This is a genomic window from Paractinoplanes atraurantiacus (genome assembly GCF_900215205.1).
Lineage (GTDB): Bacteria > Actinomycetota > Actinomycetes > Mycobacteriales > Micromonosporaceae > Actinoplanes > Actinoplanes atraurantiacus.
Map to the genome: position 1 here is coordinate 79,822 of NZ_OBDY01000006.1, position 20,291 is coordinate 100,112.

The following is a 20,291-nucleotide window of genomic DNA, read 5'->3' on the forward strand; positions in this document are numbered from 1 at the left end:
GTTGCCGTTTCGGATCCGCGACAAACCGGGCGCTGCCCGGAGTGTCGCGTATTTGATGCTCGCGGCCGCGCCCGCCAACTTCGTCACCTGCATCGTCCTGCCCACCTCGCGCCCGCTCGGCTGGGTCGTCACGACCGTCGTTGTCTGCACGTTCCTGGTCACCGGCGGGCTGATGTGCCTGCGCCGCCCGGAGAAGGTGCCGCACGCCTGGTGGCTGATCGCGCCGTTCTTCGCGACCGCGCTGATCACCACGCTGAACCAGCTCTCCAACGACGCCAGCACCGGCGCCCAGCTGTTCTACCTGTGGCCGGTGCTCTACTCGGCCAACTTCCTCAGTCGCCGCCTCATGGGCATCACCCTGGCCGTGATCTCCCTGGCCCACGCGTCGGTGGCCTTCCGGGTGCTGACGACGGCGCACGCGATCTCCGACTGGTTCTCGCTGACCGTGGCGTTCGCGCTGACCATGGTCGTCGTCTACAGCCTGCGCCGGCGCAACGACACGCTGCGCGAGGTGCTGGAGACCCAGGCCCTGGCCGACCCGCTGACCGGGGTCGCCAACCGCCGCTCCTTCGACAGCGAGCTGAGCCGCGCGGTGGCCTGGTCACATCGCACGGACAGCCCGCTCGCCCTGCTCACGGTCGACATCGACTACTTCAAGAAGATCAACGACACGTGGGGGCACGCGGTCGGCGATCGTGCGCTTCAGCAGGTGGCAAAGGCTTTATGTGGTACGGCGACAGGTCCCGACGATGTGGTGGCCCGTCTCGGCGGCGACGAGTTCGTGGTGCTGCTCCGCACGGACCGGATGGCGGCCCGGAGAGCGGCCGACGACGTGCGGGCGGCCCTGGCCGAGAAGGACGGCCTGCCGGGCGGCCCGCCCGGGCTGAGCATCGGCATCGCGCTGCTGCCCGACCACGCCGAGACCGGCGACGAGCTGGTCAAAGCGTCGGACACGGCGCTGTACGAGGCCAAGTCGGGCGGCCGTGGCCGCACGGCCATGGCCCACCCGGCGTCGGCCCGGCAGAACGTGGACCGGGTGCAGCCGTCCCGTACTAGCGTCGCTTGACGACCGGCTGCTCGGCGGTCGGCTCGTCGAACGCGTCGCTCTCTTGCGCCGCCGGTTTCTCCGGCTGCTTGCCCAGAATGTCCTCGCGGCTTCGCGGGTACGGGCCCCAGCCGTCGCGCAGGACGTGGATGTAGACGGCCTCCAGGCACACGCCGATGCGGGCGGCGAGTTCGCTGTCGTCGGGCTTCCCGAGGCGTACGGCCTTGGCGAAATGGTCCAAAGCCTCCATGTGACGGCCCTGGTCGTAGCAGCTGCGGCCGGCGTTCTCGTGAACGACGCTGCGCAGGAGCTCGGGCACATCGTCGGCGGTGGCCTTGGCGAAGAGGCGGTCCGCCTCCTTGAAGTCGCGCCGCAACCGCAGAATGTGCGCCAGCTCGGCCTGCGCGATCACCATCGACTGCACGTCCCGGGCCGACTCGGCGTGGGCCAGGGCCAGCCGGCTGGCCGCGGCGGCCATGCCCAGCTCGCCGAGCAGGCGGTAGACCTCGGCCCGCACACTGAGCAGGCCGGCCTTGGCGACGTTGTCGACCTCGTCGGCGAGCGGCCCGTCGAGCTTCTCGCCCAGCTCGCGCAGCGCCTCCCGGTCCTCGACGACCTCGCGCAGGGTGCCGCCGTCGAGCCGCCAGCGGATCGCCTCGAGGTCGGCCGCGGACAGGCTGGGGCGCTCGGGCTCGGGGTCCGGCTCCGCGTCCCGCCGCCGCTCGGCGGCCTCGGCGAGCATCCGCTGCTCGATCCGCTTCCGGACAGCCTCGGCGTCCATCGTCGGCGGGTCGTCGGTGGTGCTGGGCTGCTCTTCCTGTTTCTGCTCGGTGACGGCGGGCGGGGCTTCGGTGTCCGGCGTGCCGGCCATGGCCATGGCCCGGAACAGGCCGGTGACGTCGAGGTTGATGACCACACCGTCGCTGGAGCGCTTCGCCTTTTCGCCGGCCGCGCTTGTCGCGGGCTCGCCGATCTCGGACTTTTCAGGCTCGTGGAACTTTTCGGGCGCGGGCTGGGGCTCGTCCGGTGCCGGTATGTCGGCCAGGCTGGTCGACGGCGTTTCAGCGGCCTCGGCCTGCGGCTCATCCTCCGGATCGGCTTTGGAGGTGAACCACATGCCACCGAAGTCGGTGTCGGCGGGCCGCACGGGCTGCGTGTCCGGCCCCGACACCTCAAGCCGGGCGATCGGCCGCAGGTTGTGCAGCGTGCCGTCCGGATCCATGTACGGGGCGGCATGCGCACCCAGGCGCTGTTCACCGGGCGTCCCGGCCGGCCGCGCGTCCGCGTCCTCGGGCTGAGCGGGCCCGGCGTGCTGCGCGGCGCGCTCCGCGGTCCCGGTTTCCGGCCGCCGTCCAGCACTCGGCCACTGCGGCGCCGGCCCGTCGGAAGGCATCCGGGGCGCCGGTCCGTCGGAAGGCATCCGCGGCGCCGGTCCGTCGGAAGGCATCCGCGGCGCCGGTCCGTCCGAAGGCATCCGCGGCGCCGGAACCGGCCGCACCGCGGACCCGGCTTCGACCGGACCATCAGAACGCCCAGCAGCGGGCGCACTGACCGGCGCCGACGCGAGCGACGTGGGCCGCGCCGCGTCACCCGGCGAGGTTTGCCCACCCGAGACCGGCCGCACGTCACCGAGCGACCCCGGTCGAGCGGCTGGCATGGCCCCCTGCTGCCGCGGCAACGCCTGGCCGTCAACCGCGTGACCGCTCGCCGCCTGACCAGGCCGTGTCTGACCGGGTGTTGCCTGAGCGGGCGTTGGCTGACCGGGCCATGGCTGGTCGGGCGCGGCTTGGCCGGGCTGGGTGTGGGAGGCCGGCGGCGGGGGCCACGCGGCGGGCGCAACCGGCGAGGCGGAACCGGACGGCGGCGTGCCGTTCGGTACAGCACCCGGCGACACCGGGCGAATGGCTTCCGGCCCGGTGCCGAGACCGGGCGGCGCGGACGTCGGTGCGATCGGGCCACCGGGCACCGGCGTACTCGGGGATCCCGCGAGACCCTGGGGCCCTGCGGCCGGGTTCGCGGTCACGCTCGGCGGAACTGCGTTCGAGGCCGGGGCCTGGCTTTGCCCCGGTTGGGGCTGCCGCAGGTCCTGGGTCGGGTACGGCTGGTGCCGTACGCCGCGCTGCGAAGCCGGGTCCTGCTGCGGTGCGCCGTGCGGAGAGGCCGGACTTTGCCACGGAGCGGCGTGTTGCGGTGCGCCGTGTTGTGGCGTTGAACTTTGTTGCGGGGCGCCATGGTGCTGTGCGCCGTGTTGTGGCGTTGGGCTTTGCTGTGGTGCGGCCTCTAGTGGGGCCGGCCTTTGCTGTGGTGCTGCGGGCTGGGCGTAGTTCTGCGGGTGGGCGCCGTTCGAGCCTGGCGGCTGGGGCGCGGGTCCCTGCTGCGGGGCGCTGGGCTGGGTGTGAGTCTGCGCTGCGCTGGCCGCGGGTCCCGGCTGCGTCGCGGGGCTGGGCTGGGGGTGAGTCTGCGGTGCGCCGGCCACGGGTCCCGGCTGCGGCGCGGGGCTGGACTGGAGGTGAGTCTGCGGTGCGCCGGCCACGGGTCCCGGCTGCGTCGCGGGGCTGGACTGGAGGTGAGTCTGCGATGGGCCGGCCGCTGGCCGTGTCTGGGGCTGCGGTGGCTGGACCGGCCGGTCGCTGGGCACGACCGGTGCCTGCGGCGCGGGGGCCGGCGGCTGCGAAGCGGGCTGCTGGGCGCTGCCGTGTGTCGGGTGAGCCGGACGCGGGGTACCGCTCGGTGCCGGGCGAACGTGGTCCGGGGAGCCACTGTGGGGCTGCTGCGGCGCGCCGTGCTGCGGGCGGTGCTGCGGCGCGGCGGTAGGCGCTGTGGGCGGCTGGGGGTACGGCGGCGGTACCGGGCCGGGAGCGGCGTAGGACTGTGGAGTGCGGTCCTGCGGCGCGGGAGCCTGCGAATGCTGTGCGGCGCCGGGGGAGACCGGGGGTGCCGGGTGAAGGTGGTCCGCCGACGTGCGCGGGGCCGCGGGGGAGATCGGCGGGGTGAGCCCGGTCGTCGGCAGCGAGGGCGGAGGCGCCTGGTCGGCGACCATCGACCACGGGCCGTCCGACTCGGAGAGCGTCACGTGAGCGGTACGCGGGCTGCGGCGCGGGCGGTGGTCCTGAGCGCTGTATCCACGAGCGGCGTCGAAAGACGGAGCCGTGCCGTCTTGCTGCGGCGGAAGGCCGAGGCGCGAGTTGGTGGTGGCGGGGGATCCGCCGCCGGCCGACTGCTGTGGTGGGACGCCCAGGCGGGAGTTGGTGGTCGCCGGGGAGCCGCCGTCGGCCTGTTGTTGCGACGGGAAAGCCAGGCGTGGGTTCGTGGTGGCGGGGGACCCACCGCCGGCTGGCTGCTGTGGTGGGAGGCCGAGACGGGAGTTGGTGGTGGCGGGGGATCCGCCGCCGGCCGGCTGCTGTGGGGGGATGCCCAGGCGGGAGTTGGTGGTCGCCGGGGAACCGCCGTCGGCCTGTTGTTGCGACGGGAATGCCAGGCGGGGGTTCGTGGTGGCGGGGGAAGCGCCGTCGGTGGGACGGGTCTGGGCGGCCGGAGGGCGAGTGGACGTGGCTGGGGCTCGGCCGGAGGCTACGGGAGCCTGGGCCTGGGGAAGCGGACGTTGCGGGTCGCGGTGGCCGTGCGAACCGTCGGCGCTGTGGTCGGCGGGGCGCGCTGGGCCGAGGGGCTGCGTTGGAGCTGCGGCGGAGGCCGGCTCCGGCCCGGTGGTGGGTGCGGTGCTGTCCGCGTTCGGCCGGGGCAGAGACGAGAAGCCGTTGGCATCATTGGCTGCGTGACCGGTGCGCGGCTGGGCAGCCGGCGAAGGTGCAGCAGCCGCAGAGGGCTGCTGTGCCGGGGTCTGACCGGTCCCGGGCTGCTGGTGTGCCGGTGAGGTCTGGGCGGCTGCGGGCTGCTGGTGTGCCGGTGAGGTCTGGGCGGCTGCGGGCTGCTGGTGCGCTGGGGTCTGGGCGGCCGCGGGCTGCTGGGCGGCCGTGGGCTGTGAGTGGGCCGGCTGCGAAGCCGCGGGGGCGGCCGGGGGAGGGCTGACCACGCGCGCGGCGGGGGTGGGGGCGTGGGTGCCTACGACGCGAGGGGCCGCGGGTGGGTCGGCCTTGACCACGCGGGGGGTGGGAGGAGGTGCCTCCTTGCCGATCACCCGTGGGGGTGTGGGCGGGGCGGCCTTGCTGATGACTCGCGGGGTGTCGGCTGGGTCGTCGCTCGGTGCCTGTGCGGCCTCGGACTCGTGGTGGTGCGAAGCCGGCGCGGGGACGGCCTCGTCCTGCTCGGTGGGGGGTACGTCGACGGTGGCGGCCGGAGCGTGGGGAGCCTGGTGGCGGTCGGGCTCGCCGGTCTCTTCGGCGGGGGCGGGCTGGGCGTCCGCGGCGGTTCTGTGGCGTTCGGCGACGATCTCGCCGTCGATTGTGCGGGCGGGGCGCTCGTCGAGGATCTCGCCGTCGATGGTGCGCGGGCCGCGGGTGGCGGGCTCGTCGTCGGCCCAAGTCTGTGCGCCGTCGGAGTCGACCGGCCAGCGCTCGTCCAGCGGGTCGCGGTCGGCGGGCCAAGGGCGGCGGTCGTCGTAGGCGTCGGGACGGCGGCCGTCGTACGCGTCGGCCGGGTGCCGCTCGTCGTACGCGCCAGGGTGGTGCCGCTCGTCGTAAACCTCAGCCGCGTAGCGGTCGTCGTAACCGGAAGGCCGGCGATGGTCCTCGTAACCCGAAACCTGGTGGCGATCGTCGTAGCCGGAAACCTGACGGTCGTCGTAGCCGGAAACCTGACGGTCGTCGTAGCCGGGGACCTGGCGGTCGTCGTAGCCGGGGACCTGGCGGTCGTCGTAGTCGGCAATCCGGCGGTCGTCATAACCGGAAGGCCGGCGCTCGTCGTAACCAGGAGCCTGGCGGTCGTCGTAAGCAGGGGACTCGCGCCGGTCGTTGTAGTCGGCCGGGTGGCGCCGGTGGTCCGGGCGGTCGCGCAGGTCGCCGGCCGGGTACTGGTCGGCGGCGGGGTAGCGCTCGTCCAGCTCGAAGCGGTCGTCGAGGTCGTAGCTGACGCGGTCGCCGCGGCGGCGGGAACCGCCGCGGTAGTCGTCCTCAGGGGAACGGCGCGGGTCCGCGTCGTCGTAGCCCCGGCCGTCGCCGTGGGATGGCTCGTCCCAGATCATCGCGGTGCGCTCGCCGGTGCGGCGCCCACGGTCGTCGGTGGGGAAGCCGGGGGCGTAACGGTCGTCCCGGCGGCGGGAATCGTCGGAGACGCGGCGGGAATCGTCGGAGACGCGGCGGGGATCGTCGGAAGCGCGGCGGGGATCGTCGGAAGGGCGGCGGGGATCGCCGGGAGCGCGGCGTGAGTCGTCAGGAGCGCGGCGGGGATCGTCGGCGAAGCGGCGCGGGTCGCCGGGAGCTCGGCGAGGGTCGTCGTAGGAGTCGTACGAGCGGCGCCGGCCGTCGTCGGGTGCGCGGCGCGGGTCGCCGGAGGAACGGTCCAGGGCCGCCGGGTCCTCGAAGGACTCCGCGGGCCGGGGGCGGCGGTCGCCGCGGACGGTGCCGTCGCCTTCGCTCACGCGGCGCGGCCGCTCCTGGCCGGGGCGGCGGTAGAGGTCCTCGGGGTCACTCGGTGCCTCCGGCACGCGGGCACGCCCGCTGGCCGGGGGCCGCATGTCGCCCTCGAGGCGCCGCGCCGGGCGCGGCGCGGTGGCCCGGCCTTCCGCCTCAGGGCCGCGGCGATCCGGCGAAAGGGGGACGGCGCGGCCCTCCGGTGAAGGAACAGTGGCGCGGCCCGCGCGGCCGTCCGCGGAAGGCGTGGAGGCACGGCGGTCAGGTGAAGGCGCGGTGGCGCGGCCGTCCACCGAGGGCGCGGTGGCGCGGCGGTCCGCGGAAGGGGTGGAGGCTCGGCGGTCGGGTGGAGGCGCGGTGGCTCGGCCGTCCGCGGAGGGCGCAGAGGCGCGACGGTCAGGCGAGGCAGCGCGGCGGTCGGTGGAGGCGCGGTCAGCGGAAGGCCGGTCCGCGGGAGGCCGGTCGGCGGCCGGAGGCTCGGCGGGGCGGGCGCGGCCGCGCTTGCGGCCCTCGGACGGGGTGGCCTTGCCTGCCTTGCCGGCCAGGCGGCGCCAGCGGCTCTCGGTGCGGCGCTCGGCCGGCTCCTCGTAGTCCTCGTCCCAGCCGACCGTGACCGCGCCCGGCTCCGGGCCGTGCCCGTACGCCACCAGGTCGCGGTGGTCGAACGGCTCGTCGATGTCGTCGTGCAGGTCGGGCTCGCGGCGCCGGGCGCCGCCGTCCGCGATCGGGAACTCCGGGTTTTCGAAGTCGGCGCCGAGCTCCGGGCGGTTGAAGTCGACGTCGTCGAAGTCGTCGCCGGCCAGGTTGGGCTGTGACGTGTCGACCGGGGAGAACTCCGGGTCGTCGAGCCAGCTCGGCCTTTTCGTGTCGAAGGCGCTGCCGTTGGCCCGGCGCTGCCGGCGGGCCGCCAGCTCGTCGACCGGTGTGCCGTCGTCGCCGGCGCGCTTGGTGGGGATCACCGGCTCGGGGCCGTTACGGCGTACGTAGGGACGCTCTTGAACCACAGCCGCGTTCGGCACGAGGGAGTACTCGGAGTACTCCTCGTCCCAGTACTCGTCGTCCTCGAAACTCATGAGGCGACCCTTCGCGGCATGCTGCCCCCCGTCTGTCACGCGTGCCCGGATCGTCCCCTCCCACGCGGTGGATGGGGAAGGTTAACCACGGATTTGCGAACAGCGCTACCGCCCCCGGGAGCGCTCCCCGAGGCTCGGGGCGTGGTTCGTCGAGGGAGAGTACGGAGAACCTCGGGATCGGGTTCAAAGGTGATCGCTCAACTTAAGTCATTCTTAAACACGTATTGAGGACCCCTTTAGAGCTACCCACAGGTAACAAAGTGGCGAAGGCCACGATGGCTTTTCACGGATCTTGGTGCTAGTGGATGTCACGGTGGATGAGCGACACACACGGACCTCCAACTCCCCGGCCGGCGGCCGACGCCCCCGTTTCCAACGGCCGCCACCGCGCTAACTCAGGGCTCTCACACCGACTTGCCCCCCATGACGGTGTGAGGGAACTTCTGCGCGGCGTGGCCGGGAGAGACGGCGGTGGGAGCGCGCCCCACCGCCGTCTCGCATCTTCTCGGTAATGTGAAGCCGTGAGCGAACTGCTCGAAGGCACACCCGTGGCGCTCGGCGGCCCCCGCGGCTTCGCCGTCACCCGCCTGCTGCCGGCCAAGGGCCGCCGCATGGTCGGCGCCTGGTGCTTCCTCGACGCGTACGGCCCGGTCGACATCAGCGGCACACCGGGGATGCGCGTCGCCCCGCACCCGCACACCGGCCTGCAGACCGTGACCTGGCTCCTGAGCGGTGAGGTGCTCCACCGCGACATCCTCGGCTCGGTGCAGGAGATCCGCCCCGGCCAGCTCAATCTGATGACCGCCGGCCGCGGCATCGCCCACTCCGAGGAGACGCCGGCCGAGCACTCGCCGGTCCTGCACGGCGTGCAGCTCTGGGTCGCGCTGCCTCATGCCGTACGGGACATGGCCCCGGCCTTCGCCCATCACGCCGATCTGCCCGTCGTCGATCTCAACAAAGGCACCGTGACGGTCCTCATGGGCACCTTTGAGGGCGTGACCTCCCCGGCCGCGACGCACACCCCGCTGATCGGGGCCGAACTCGCCATCACAGGAGAGATCGACCTGCCCCTCGATCCCACCTTCGAATACGCGTTCCTCACCCTCGACGGCGCTCCCACGGTCGACGGCACAACCCTCAAACCAGGTCCTTTGCTGTACGCCGGTGAGGGCCGCCGGTCCGTCCGCCTGGCCACCTCGTCGCCCTCCCGCCTGCTCCTTCTCGGCGGCGAGCCCTTCGACGAGCGCCTGGTCATGTGGTGGAACTTCGTCGCCCGCGACCACGACGAGATCGTGCAGATGCGCGCCGACTGGGCCGATCACACGCCCCGCTTCGGCGAGGTGCACGGCTACGACGGCCCGCCCCTGCCGGCCCCGCCGATGCCGATCACCCGCCTGGTTCCGAGGGGGAGGACCCGGTGAAAGCACCGAGCGCCGCCGGGTCGAGCACGACGATCCGGCGGTAGGCGGTGGCGATCAGCCCGGCCGCCCGCAGCTCTTGAACCGCGTTCTGCACCGTGGCCCGGGAGGCCGCGATCATCGCGGCCAGCTCGGGACGGCTCAGCGGCACCGCGATCTCGACGCCGCCGTCCGGCAGCTCGCGCCCGCACGTCTCGGCAATCTCCACCAGCAGCCGGGCCAGCCGGACCGGCGCCGGGAACGCCGTGAAGTCGCTGCGCCGCCGGTTGGCCCAGGTCAGCTGCCGCGCGATCATCGCCATGACCAGTGTCGACGCCGCCGGGTGGCGGCGCAGGAAGTCTTCGAAGACGGCCTTGGTGACCACTCCCGCGTGCACCGTGCCGCAGGCGGTCACCGTCGCGTTGCGCGGGCTGCCGGTGAGCGCGCCGATCTCGCCGACCAGTTCGCCGGGCAGCCGGATGCCGAGCAGCGTCCCGAAGTCGGCGGTGGTCACCTTGACGAAGCCGGTTTCGAGCACCACGACGTGTGATCCGAGCGCCCCCTCGCGCAGGATCGGCCGGCCGGTCTCGTAACGGTGCCGCGCACTCAGGCCGAGCAGCTCGTCGGCGGCGACCGGCGCGAGGCCGCCCAGAAAGGTGCTGGGCGGCCACGCGCCGGTACGCCTCATGAGTCCATAATGGCCTCAGCGCGCGTGCCGGAGAACCTCTGTCAGGCGGCTCTCGGCCCGGGTGGCGGCCAGCCGTCCCCGGTGCAGCAGGGCCAGATCCTCGACCGCGCAGGCCGGCGGGCGGTAGGAGTTGGCCGCGGCCAGCGCCGGGTGGAGCCCGGCCCAGGCCAGCAGCGCCTCGCGCAGCGACGGCAGCACCGGCTCCGGCGAGTCGCCCGGGTCGCGGGCGCGCTCGGCGAAATGCTGCCGGTACGGCCAGAACGACCACACCTTCGTCTCGTCGATGAGCTGCTCGACCGGGTCGGGCCGCTGGTAGCGCATGGCGATCTCGATCGAGCGCATGCTGCCCTCGGCGATCAGCTCACCGACCATGGCGTGCCGGGCGCGCACGCCGGTCACCTCGTAGAACGTGCTGCGGCAGCCGCGCGGCCGGGCCGCGCCGACGATCGTCTTCCAGGTCAGCGGCCGTTCCGGCCGGCCGGCCAGGAGCTCGGCCACGGCCTCGTAGTAGATGATCTTCGTCTGCCAGTGGTTGCGCCGGGGGCAGGGGTTGTCGGCGAGCCGGGTGTACCAGCCGGCGATCGTGGTGTGCCCCAGGTCGTCGATGATCGTTGTTGACATCGTCCCTCTGTCCCATCCCTGTTCCGCTGGGAGATGTCGAGCTTCGCCGGAGTCCTCCGGCCCTCGCATCACGCGTTCTCGTATAACTGGTGTCGTACGCCCGTCACTTCGTCGAGCACGCCGTCGCAGTCGGGCGGCGGCCCGTCGGCGCGCCAGGCCACCTGCTGGTCGGGCCGGATCAGCACGAGCCGCCCGCACCAGGCGGCCGGCATCGGCGCGCCGGCCATCGGCAGGTGCCGCATCGGCACACCCCGGGCCCGCGCCGCCGTCACCAGCGGCCACCCGCCCTGGTCGTCGGTGAGGTCGACCAGGGTGAGCTGCGGGCCGAGACGGTCGAAGAACTGCTCGCCGCCGGCCAGCCGGAAGGCGGGCGGGCGGAACCCGGGAGCGCCGCTCATCCCGGCCGGGCCGGTGCCGGCCGGATCGACCTGCGGGGCCTCCTGCCGGAGGATCTCGACCAGCACCTCACGGTCGGCGCCCGAGGCGACCAGCCGCTGGAACCGGCTGCGGGTCTGACCGGCCCGGCGGCCCAGCTCCCGGTCGAGCAGGGCCTGCCGGCGGCGCTCGGCCTCATATCCGGCCAGCAGGTGCTCGCCGGCCCAGCCGTGCACGGCCGCGGCCAGCCGCCAGCCCAGGTCGACGGCGTCGCCGATGCACGTGTCGACGTCGTTGCCGGGCGGTTCGGCCCGGTGCGCGGCCTGCCCGGCCAGGAAGACCCGGCCCCGGCGGTAGGACCGCGCGACCGACGGCGTGCCCGCCCGCTGCGCGACCGCGCAGATCTCCGGCGGCTCGCCGGGCAGCCCGAGCCGCTGCGTGAGCAGGCCGGCCGGGTCGGCCACGGCGGCCTCGTCGCCCTCGGTCAGGGGCAGGTGGGCGACGCAGAGGTCGCCGTCGTGCCCGGTCAGGACGGTGCTGCCGCCGGTGATCACGGCCGAGGGGTGCGGCCACCGCGCGGCCAGCCCGGCGCTGCGGAAGGCGACGGTCAGATAGGTGGCGGCCGAGCCCAGGTCCTCCATCTCCAGGCCGGCGCAGCGGCGCACGGTGCTGCCCGCGCCGTCGCACCCGGCCAGGTAGGCCGCCTCGATCACGTGCCGCTTGCCGGACTCGGCGTCGATCACCGTGGCGACCACGCACTCCGCCTCGGTGCGCAGGTCGGTGAGGGTCCAGCGGGAGCGCAGGTCGATCAGCGGGTGCTCCAGCGCCCGGCGCAGCCGCCCGGCCAGCCGGGAACCGGCGATCAGCAGGTACGGCTCGATCGGCGCGCTGCCGTCGGCCGACGCCGCGTACGAGCCGCGCAGCTCGGTGACCGAGGGCAGCCGCCACACCAGCAGCGGCTCCTGGTCGACGCCGCGGGCCCAGACCACGTCGACCGGCCCGTCCGGGTCGACACCGGCCGGGCGCAGGTCGCCGGCCAGGCCGAGCCGGCGCAGCAGCTCCATGTTGCGCCCGTTGACCAGCAGCGGCTCGAGGATCCGGGGCGGGCCGCCGGAGCGTTCGACGACCATGCTGGGCACTCCGTGGTGCGCCAGTTCCAGTGCGGTGAGCGAGCCGGTGACGCCGGCTCCGGCCACGAGCACCGGCGTCCGGAACGCGGCTGTCGGCATCGGTGTCCCCTTGGCGGTGGGGGTGGTGGGCGGGTTACTCCGCCATCCTCGGCCGCGCGGGTCGTTCGTACATCACGTGTTCACGTGGTTCGGGCGCCGCACTCCTGCACGACGAGGGTGGCGAGCTCGACCCGCCGCCGGATGCCGAGCTTGGCGAAGATGTTGCGCAGGTGCGCGTCCACGGTGTGCCGCGAGATGTAGAGGGTCTCCGCGATCGTGATGTTCGTGCTGCCCTTGCCGACCTCGAGCGCCACCTTGCGCTCGGCCGGGGTGAGCTGGGGCAGGCAGGTGGCGGCCGGCTCGGGCACGGCCTCGGTGCCGAGCCTGTCCTCGACCCGGCGGCGGGCCCGGTCGGCGCCGGCCGCGGTCACCAGGGACAGGGCCTCCTCGTAGTGGCCGCGCCCGCGGCCGAGCACGGCCGCGTCCTCGAGCGCCGCGGCCAGGGCGAGTGGGCGGCCGACCTCCCGGAACCGCTCGGCCGCCGCGGCCAGTCTCCCCGGGTCCCGGGCCAGCACGCCGCCGGCGTAGGCGGCGGCGGCCGCGGCCGAGCGCGACCCGGGATTGTTCGCGGCCAGCCGCTCGGCCGCCCGCACGGCGGCCCCGGCCTCGGCCGGATGGCCGGTGTCGCGGGCGATGCGGACCAGCTCGGCCGCCGCCGCCGGATCGTTGGCGAGCAGGGCCGGGCGCTCGGGCAGCGTGCGGTAGAAGTCGCCGAGCAGGGCGAACGCGGCCGGGGTGTCGCCGCGGGCGTCCATCAGCAGCGCCTCGGCCCACAGCACGTCCTCAGGCACGGCCGTCACGCCGCCCTCGGCCAGCCGGCGTACGTGGTCGAGATGCTCCTGCGCCGCCGCCAGGTCACCGCGGAGCACGGCGATCCGCATGAGCATGCCCAGCAGCGGCATGGCCAGCGCGTGCGCGTTGTGCCGTTCGGCCACCGTGAGGCCCGACTCGGCCTCGACCGCCGCTTCCTCGAGCCGCCCCCGGGCGTACAGCAAAGAGGTCTGGAAGTGATGCCAGAGAGGCTCGGCCCAGGAGGAGCCGGAGCGGTCGGACTCGCGGCGCCCGGCCCGGATGACCTGCTCGGCCTCGTCGAACTCGTCGAGCACGATCAGCGCCGCGCCGAGCCAGATGCGCGGATGGCGCTGGGCCGCGTCGCCGCCCGCCTCGTCGGCCAGCTCGGTCGCGGCGCGCGCGTGGGCCAGCGAGTCGCCGAGCCGGCCCTGGGCGTGGGCGACCAGGCTGCGCCCGGCCAGGCCGAACACCGCGGCCCCGTACTCGCCGCCCCGGCGGCCGAGCCCGTCTGCGCGGGCCCCCGACTCGTCGGCCTCGGCCAGCCGGCCCAGATAGCAGAGCGCGTGGGCCCGTACGGCGTGAAGCAGGGCTTGCACCGCGAGGGAGATGCCCTCCTGCCGCAACGCCTGATCGCAGTAGCGCACGGTCATCTCGTTGAGGCCGCCGTGCTTGCAGGCCTCGGCCAGGCCGAGCAGCAGCAGCGCCTCGGTCTCGGCGTCGAGACCGGCGCCGAGCGCCTCACCGCCCAGCTCGCGCGCCTCCTCGAGGCGGGCGGCGGCGGCGAGCAGGTTGACGGTGTCGGCGATCAGCCCGGGACGGCCGGGGTCGCCGGGATTCGCCGCGTCCAGCGCGCGCAGCATGACGTCGGCCGCGGCGCCGGGCGCGACCCGGGCGATCTCGCGCGCCATCGACCGGACCATGTGGACCGCGTCGGCCGCGCCGGAACGGCCGCTGCGCAGCTGGTGCTCGGCCACCTCCAGGGCCGGCCGGTCGAGCGTCGCCGCCTCGCGGTGCAGCTGCTCGCGCAGCATCCGGGGCAGGGTGTTGTAGATCGCCTGCCGGACCAGGTCGTGGGCGAAGGCCAGCCCGCCGCTCACGTCGTCGATCAGGAAGTCGGCCATCACCTCGTCGATCAGCGGGAAGAGCTCGGCCGGCTTGTGCCCGGTGAGCCGGGCCGCCTCGTCGAAGCTGAACGGCCGGGCCAGCACCGACACCGAGCGCAGCAGCCAGCGGGCCTGCTCGGAGAGGGTGTCGACGTTCTCCCGGACCGAGTCGACGAAGCTGGACGGCAGATCGTCGCCGACCACCGAGCCCACCCCGTCGGCCACCACCAGCTGACCGGTCACGAGCAGGGCCTTGAGCAGCTGCTCGGTCCGCAGCGGATTGCCCAGGCAGGAGGCGGCCAGCGCCACGACGGTGTTGTCGACCTCGGCGCCCACCACGTCCACGCTGAGCTCGGCGATGGCTTTCTCATCGAGAAGACCGAGGTGCGTCCGCTGTACGCCGTCCCGCCGCAACCAGCGCATGAGCTGGTGACCGGGAGTGTCGCCCTCGTCGGGCGACGGCGGCCGGTGCGCGAACAGCCACCGCACCGGCGAGGAGGCGAGGCCCGGGATCAGCTCGCGGACGGCGAGCGCGCTCAGCTCGTCCATCCACTGCGCGTCGTCGATGACGATCAGCAGTGGCCGCTCACCGGCCGCCTCCTCGAGCGAGGCCCGCAGTCGTTGCAGCGCGCGGAGCGGGTCGGCCCGCTCCGGTTCCTGCCCGGCCAGCCAGGCGAACGCGGACGCGCCGGGACGGCACTCGCGCAGCGCGCCGGTCAGGGTGACCAGGGGCGCCGCCTGATCGAGCCGGAACGCCTCGCGGGCGGCGACCGCGATGCCGCGCTCGGCGGCCAGATGGCCGGCGACATGCAGCAGCGCGGACTTGCCGATGCCGGGGGCGCCGGTCACCACGTGGCAGCCGCCGGCCCCGGCCGCGGTGTCGTCCAGGACGCGGGTCAGCGACTCGACCTCGGCTTCCCGGCCGACCAGTCGCCGGATCATGTCGGGGGTCCTCATCGCGACTCATACGTATCACGAAGACGGGCACGGCGCATCGGGCGCGGGTACCCGTCGCGGGTCAACTACCCATTCGGCTAGGTCAATGGCCGCGATGCGAACCGAGCTGCGATTTCCCTGGTCGATCGGGGATGCCACTCGGACGAGCAGTGTCGGCCCACGGCGGGGCGCGGATAGCTTTCGGCCGAGGAAAGGGGGTCCGCGATGTACGCGAACGCAACCTTCGGACGGCGGTTGAGGCAGGGGCGCCTCGGCCGCCGCAGCGGCTCCGGCCTGCTGCTGGTACCGCTCGACCACGCGGTCGGGACCGGGCCGCTGCGCGCCGGCGGCGACCTGGACGCACTGGTCGGCCGGCTGGCCGAGCACGGCGCCGACGGCGTGGTGGTCCACAAGGGCGCCGCCCACCGGATCCGCCCGGCCCGGTTCCACGACCTGTCCCTGATCGTGCAGCTGAACGCGAGCACCGGGATGGCGGCCGACCCGGACGCGAAATATCCGGTGGCCACCGTCGAGGAGGCGCTGCGCCTCGGCGCCGACGCGGTCAGTGTGCACGTCAACGCGGCCTCCCGCACCGAGGCGGCGCAGATCGCCCACCTGGCCGCCGTGGCCGAGGAGTGCGACCGCTGGTCGCTGCCGCTGCTGGCGATGATGTACGTGCGCGGGCCGGCGGTCCGTGACGGCCGCGCGCCGGAGCTGGTCGCGCACGCGGTGGCGGTCGCCGCCGAGTTGGGCGCCGACCTGGTCAAGACCGCGCTGCCGGACGACCCGGTGGCGTCCGCCCGGATCATCGCGGGCGCTGCCGTGCCGGTGCTGGCCGCCGGGGGAGCGCCCGAGCCGGACCCGGACGCGGTGCTGGGCCGGATGGCCGCGGCGATGCGGGCGGGCGCGGCCGGGGTGGCGGTGGGCCGGCTGGTCTTCACGGCCGCCGACCCGGCGGCCATGCTGCGCCGGCTGGCCGCCGTCGTGCACGACCGGACGCCGGCGGTGGCCCGATGACCACACCGGGACGTGAATGCTGGCTGGACCTGCGCGGGGCCGGGCCGTGGCGGCGCGAAGCCGCCGAGGAAGCGGTCCACCTGCGGTTCGAGGCGATCGTCGCGGACGATCCGGCCGACCTGGCCGATCTGCCGCCGACCGTCACCCGGGTGCTGGCCGTGGCCGGCGCCGAGCTGCCCGACGACCTCGGTAACGCGGACCTCGTGCTCGTCGATCCGTCGGTGTCCACCGGCGGCCACCCGGGGGTGCGGTTCGGCCGCCGGGTCGACGTCACCGACGCGGCGAGCCTCGACCTGGCCTGCGAGCGGGTCCGGACCGACGAGATCACCGTGCTGCGCTTCCACGACCCCACGCACATCCCGCTCGAGATCGTGCTGGCCGCGGCCGACGGCTCGCTGGGCCGCATCATCACCGAGGTCGGCGACATCGACGAGGCCTCGGTCCACCTGACCGTGCTCGAGCGCGGCCCCGACGGCGTGCTGCTGCGGCCGGGCGGGCCGGGCGACGCCACGAAGCTCACCGAGGTGGTGCGGCGCCACTCGCCCGAGATCGACCTGGTCACGCTGACGGTCACCGGCGTGAAGCACAGCGGCGCCGGGGAGCGGGCCTGCGTGGACACGTGTTCCTACCTCAACCAGGACGAGGGGATCCTGGTCGGCTCCCGCTCGCAGGGGCTGATCCTCTGCGTCAGCGAGACGCACCCCCTGCCGTACATGCCGATGCGGCCGTTCCGGGTCAACGCCGGCGCGATCATGTCGTACACGCTGGCCGATCCCGAGCGCACCCGCTATCTGTGCGAGCTTCAGGCGGGGGCGACGGTCCTGGCCGTACGGGCCGACGGCCGCACCCGCCCGGTGACGGTGGGCCGGGTGAAGATCGAGACGCGGCCGCTGCTGTCCATCGAGGCGGTGGCACCCACCGGCGAGCGCGTCAACCTGATCGTGCAGGACGACTGGCACGTGCGGGTGCTCGGGCCGGGCGGCGCGGTGCTCAACTCCACCGAGCTGAAACCGGGCGACGAGGTCCTCGGCTATCTGCCCGGCCGGGAACGGCACGTGGGCTATCCGATCGACGAGCTGTGCCATGAGCTCTGACCTGACCAAGATCCAGGACTCGCTGCTGCCGGCCGCGCTGGCGGCGGCGGCGAGATCACCCTTCTACCGCACGCGGCGCGACGGCGTGCCGGCGAACCGGGCCGAGCTGGCCGGGTATCCGCTGACGACCAAGGCCGACCTGCGCGACGCGTACCCGTTCGGGATGCTCGCGGTGGACCGGTCGCGGCTGGCGACCTACCACGAGTCGAGCGGCACGACCGGGACGCCGACCGCCTCCTACTACACGAAGGGGGACTGGGCGGACCTGATCGAGCGGTACGCGCGGGTCCGGGTCGGCATCGAGCCGGCGGACACCTTCATGGTCCGTACGCCCTACGCGCTCATGCTGACCGGGCACGTCGCGCACGCGGCGGCGCTGGCCCGCGGGGCGACCGTGGTCCCCGCCGACAACCGGTCGCTCGCCACGCCGTACAGCAAAGTCGTGAAGTTGATGCACGACCTGGAAGTGACCCTGACCTGGTCACTCCCGACCGACACCCTGTTGTGGGCGGCGGCGGCGTCCCGGGCCGGCCTGCGGGGTTTCCCGGCGCTGCGGGCGATGCTGGTGGCGGGCGAGCCGCTGAGCCCGGCGCGGCGCGACCGGATCTCGGAGATCTGGAAGGTGCCGGTCGTGCAGGAGTACGGCTCGAGCGAGACCGGTGGCCTGGCCGGCGAATGCCCGCACGGGAGGCTTCATCTCTGGGCCGATCGGGCGATCTTCGAGGTGTACGACCCCTCGACCGGCCGTCTCACGCCGGACGGCGCCGGGGAGCTGGTCGTGACGATGCTGGTGCGCGAGGCGATGCCGCTGCTGCGCTACCACATCGGGGACCGGGTGCGAGTGTCGTACGGGGACTGCCCGTGCGGTTCGGAGCTGCCGGTCGTCCGGGTGCTGGGAAGGATGTCCCAGCAGGCGGCGGAGCTGGAGGAGGCGGTGTTCCGGCTGCCGCTCGCGTACGGGGTGATGTTCTGGCGCGCCCGTCGATCGTCGCGGGGACTGCACGTGCAGATCGAGGTGCCCGACCGCTATCGCTACGCGGCGGCCCGCGATCTGACCGCCGCCATCGAGAAGGACGCGCTGGTCGAGGCGGTGCCGCCGGGGACGCTCGTGCCGGTGGCGGCGCTGACCGCGCCCGCGGAGATCATGAAGCCGCGCAGCGTGTTCGCGGCGGGCGAGGACTGGGACCGTGCGCTGCGCTACTACTGAGACAGCGGTCGTCGGTGCGGGGGTGGGTGGCCTCACGGCCGCCCTCGCCCTGCGACGGGAGGGTTTCTCCCGCGTCACGGTGTACGAGCGACAGGCGGAACTTCCTTTCGAGGGGTACGGGATTCAGATCTCACCCAACGCGGCGGCCCTCCTGGACGGACACGTGTTCGCGGCGGCGGCGCGGCCGCCGTACCGGGAGATCCGCCGCTGGCGGGACGACGCAGTGATCTCCAGGATCGACCTTCAGCGGTACCGAACCCCGTACTACACGATGCGCCGGGGCGACCTGATCGCCGCGCTGGCTTCGCCCGTCGTCCTGAATGCTCCGGTGCGTTCCGCCGCCGACCTGGACGCCGAGATCGTGATCGGCGCCGACGGCCTGAACTCGGCCCTGCACGGCGCCATCGCCTCGGATCGGCCGCGGGACAGCGGCTACGTCGCGTACCGGGCGGTCGTGCCCGCCGGCCTCGACCGGGTGGTGGTGTGGCTGGGCCCCGGCCGCCACCTGGTCGCCTACCCGATCGGCGGAGGCGTCAACGTGGTCGCGGTGGTCCCCGACGACGGCGTAGCCCTGGAAGACGGCTTCGCCGAGTGGCATCCCGCGCCCCGCCGGCTGATCGCCTTGATGAACGGGTCTCCCTCCCACCTCTTACGGGATCGGGTGCCGTTGCCGTGCTGGCACGAGGGGAAGGTGGTGCTGATCGGCGATGCGGCGCATCCGATGCTGCCGTTCGCGGCGCAGGGCGCCGTGCAGGCGATCGAGGACGCCGCCGCGCTGGCTCCTCTCCTGCGTCATCCGGACGCCTTCGCCCGCTTCGAGGCGGCGCGGCGCCCCCGCGTCGAGCGGATCTTCGCGATGTCGCGAGCAGGCCTGCAGTCGTACCACCTGCCGGACGGTAGTGAACAGCGGCGCCGTGATCGGGAGCTGGCGGCCGCGCCTGCGAACGCCCTCGACTGGCTCTATGGGGTGAACTCCTAGCCGGCGTCCGCCCGCATCTCCGGGTGTTCTCTCAACCGCAGCAGCGACACCAGCTCCACCCGCGACGCGAGGCCGAACTTCCGGAAGATCTGCCGCAGGTGATAGTTCACGGTGTGCGGCGACCGCCCGAGCCGGCTGGCGATCTGCTGGTTCGTCAGCGCCAGCCCCACCAGCTCCGCGATCTCCAGCTCCCGTTCGCTGAGCAGACTCCAGTCGGCTGTACGCGGCGTCGCCCGCGGATGCGGCGCCACGGCCACCCGCGCCCGCGGCCGGTGATGCCCCTGCTCGTGGCGCAGCGCCGCCACCACCGCGTGCGGCATCGACGCCTCGACCACCGCCCGCACCAGCTCATGGCTGAACGCCAGAGCGTCACCCGCCGGCACGAGCAGCCCCGAGTCGAGCGCCTCCTCGACGTCCGGCAGAAGTGCCACCACGCTGCCACCGAGCATCTCGCTCAGCCGAGCCGGCGAGACGGGCGACCGCACCGCCGTGGCCGCCTGCACCAGATGCCGCGCCGACCCCGACAGATTGGCCACCCGATGAGCAAGCCGAGCCCGCGTCCGCTCCGGCAGCCGGCCGGGCAGGCTCTCCATCAGCCTTTCCTCCTGGAGTCCGTCGATCAGATCGAGGATCGCGCCCGGACGGCCCGCCGCCACCCGGGCCAGGTCGAGCAGGCGGTCACTCGGCGGGCCGCCCAGCCGGGCCGCGATCAGCCGGCGTACGTCCGCCCTTCCGAGCGGCGTCAGCACCACCCGGTGCACCTCGGCCGGCGTGCGCGCGAGCACCGGCTGCCGCGCCGTGACCACCAGCACCGGCGCCGACGCGGCCAGCCGTTCCGGGAAGTGCGGGTCGGCCGTGCCCGGCCGCAGCGCCTCCCGGTCGCGCACCACCACGATCCGCTCCGGTGACGTGGCCACCGCCGCCCCGAGCCGCCGTCCGGCCACCGCGAGCTCCCGCAGCAGACGGCCACATCCGATCTCCGGCGGCCCGTCGAGTATCAGCACCGTAGGACGTCCCGGCGCGGCCCGGTGGAGCAGCGCCACGAAGCGCTCCCTCTCACCGTCCCGCCCCACCAGGGGAAGCGACTGATCCATGCCGTCGATGGTGGGGCCACGAGCTACCGAAAACCCGCTAGAAGTAGCGCGTTCCCTGCAGATCCCGAGTCGGCCTTCCAACACATTTCGCGCTGACTGTTATCGCCTTGACGCTC

General features: G+C 74.0%; 12 protein-coding genes. 6 read left to right on the forward strand and 6 right to left on the reverse strand.

Annotated features, from left to right (window positions below; all coding sequences use genetic code 11):
• The first annotated feature begins 1 nt into the window (after position 1).
• On the forward strand, positions 2–1,066 hold the full coding sequence (locus CRP55_RS16285; RefSeq protein ID WP_097320883.1) for a GGDEF domain-containing protein: 1,065 nt from the start codon (positions 2–4) through the stop codon (positions 1,064–1,066).
• Here the strand turns inward: CRP55_RS16285 and CRP55_RS16290 are convergent.
• Positions 1,053–7,643, reverse strand: coding sequence for a hypothetical protein (locus tag CRP55_RS16290; RefSeq protein ID WP_097320885.1), 6,591 nt, complete (start codon positions 7,641–7,643; stop codon positions 1,053–1,055). The genes CRP55_RS16285 and CRP55_RS16290 overlap by 14 nt on opposite strands.
• A 521-nt stretch (positions 7,644–8,164) precedes the next feature.
• Here CRP55_RS16290 and CRP55_RS16295 point away from each other — a divergent pair.
• The gene (locus CRP55_RS16295) at positions 8,165–9,064 is read left to right on the forward strand and encodes a pirin family protein (RefSeq protein ID WP_245923032.1); all 900 of its coding nucleotides are present in this window, start codon (positions 8,165–8,167) and stop codon (positions 9,062–9,064) included.
• Here CRP55_RS16295 and CRP55_RS16300 read toward each other — a convergent pair.
• From CRP55_RS16300 to CRP55_RS16315, 4 genes are all read right to left on the reverse strand, one after another.
• Positions 9,030–9,728 carry a Crp/Fnr family transcriptional regulator gene (locus CRP55_RS16300; RefSeq protein WP_097320886.1) on the reverse strand — a complete coding sequence of 233 codons (699 nt, stop codon included), beginning with the start codon at positions 9,726–9,728 and terminating at the stop codon, positions 9,030–9,032. The genes CRP55_RS16295 and CRP55_RS16300 overlap by 35 nt on opposite strands.
• A gap of 15 nt (positions 9,729–9,743) precedes the next feature.
• On the reverse strand, positions 9,744–10,349 hold the full coding sequence (locus tag CRP55_RS16305; RefSeq protein ID WP_097320889.1) for a hypothetical protein: 606 nt from the start codon (positions 10,347–10,349) through the stop codon (positions 9,744–9,746).
• A gap of 68 nt (positions 10,350–10,417) precedes the next feature.
• Positions 10,418–11,953 carry an FAD-dependent monooxygenase gene (locus CRP55_RS16310; protein WP_097320891.1) on the reverse strand — a complete coding sequence of 512 codons (1,536 nt, stop codon included), beginning with the start codon at positions 11,951–11,953 and terminating at the stop codon, positions 10,418–10,420.
• A gap of 80 nt (positions 11,954–12,033) precedes the next feature.
• Complete coding sequence (locus CRP55_RS16315) at positions 12,034–14,790, reverse strand: BREX system ATP-binding domain-containing protein (RefSeq protein WP_097320893.1); 2,757 nt, start codon at positions 14,788–14,790, stop codon at positions 12,034–12,036.
• 219 nt (positions 14,791–15,009) lie between these two features.
• Here CRP55_RS16315 and CRP55_RS16320 point away from each other — a divergent pair, with 219 nt between their 5' ends.
• From CRP55_RS16320 to CRP55_RS55640, 4 genes are read left to right on the forward strand one after another with little or no spacing between them, the layout of a single operon-like run.
• Positions 15,010–15,801 (forward strand): 2-amino-3,7-dideoxy-D-threo-hept-6-ulosonate synthase, encoded by a 792-nt coding sequence (locus CRP55_RS16320; RefSeq protein ID WP_097320894.1) that lies wholly within the window; start codon positions 15,010–15,012, stop codon positions 15,799–15,801.
• The gene (locus CRP55_RS16325) at positions 15,798–16,895 is read left to right on the forward strand and encodes a 3-dehydroquinate synthase II family protein (RefSeq protein ID WP_097320896.1); all 1,098 of its coding nucleotides are present in this window, start codon (positions 15,798–15,800) and stop codon (positions 16,893–16,895) included. The genes CRP55_RS16320 and CRP55_RS16325 overlap by 4 nt, the downstream gene beginning before the upstream one ends.
• Entirely contained in the window at positions 16,885–18,102 is a 1,218-nt protein-coding gene (locus CRP55_RS55635) for a phenylacetate--CoA ligase family protein (RefSeq protein WP_097320898.1), read from the forward strand. Before CRP55_RS16325 ends, CRP55_RS55635 begins: the two co-directional genes overlap by 11 nt.
• Complete coding sequence (locus CRP55_RS55640; protein ID WP_097320901.1) at positions 18,083–19,081, forward strand: FAD-dependent monooxygenase; 999 nt, start codon at positions 18,083–18,085, stop codon at positions 19,079–19,081. The genes CRP55_RS55635 and CRP55_RS55640 overlap by 20 nt, the downstream gene beginning before the upstream one ends.
• Here CRP55_RS55640 and CRP55_RS55645 read toward each other — a convergent pair.
• Positions 19,078–20,175: a helix-turn-helix transcriptional regulator gene (locus tag CRP55_RS55645; RefSeq protein ID WP_097320903.1), complete on the reverse strand. Its 1,098-nt coding sequence runs from the start codon at positions 20,173–20,175 to the stop codon at positions 19,078–19,080. The genes CRP55_RS55640 and CRP55_RS55645 overlap by 4 nt on opposite strands.
• Between the last annotated feature and the right edge of the window lie 116 nt (positions 20,176–20,291).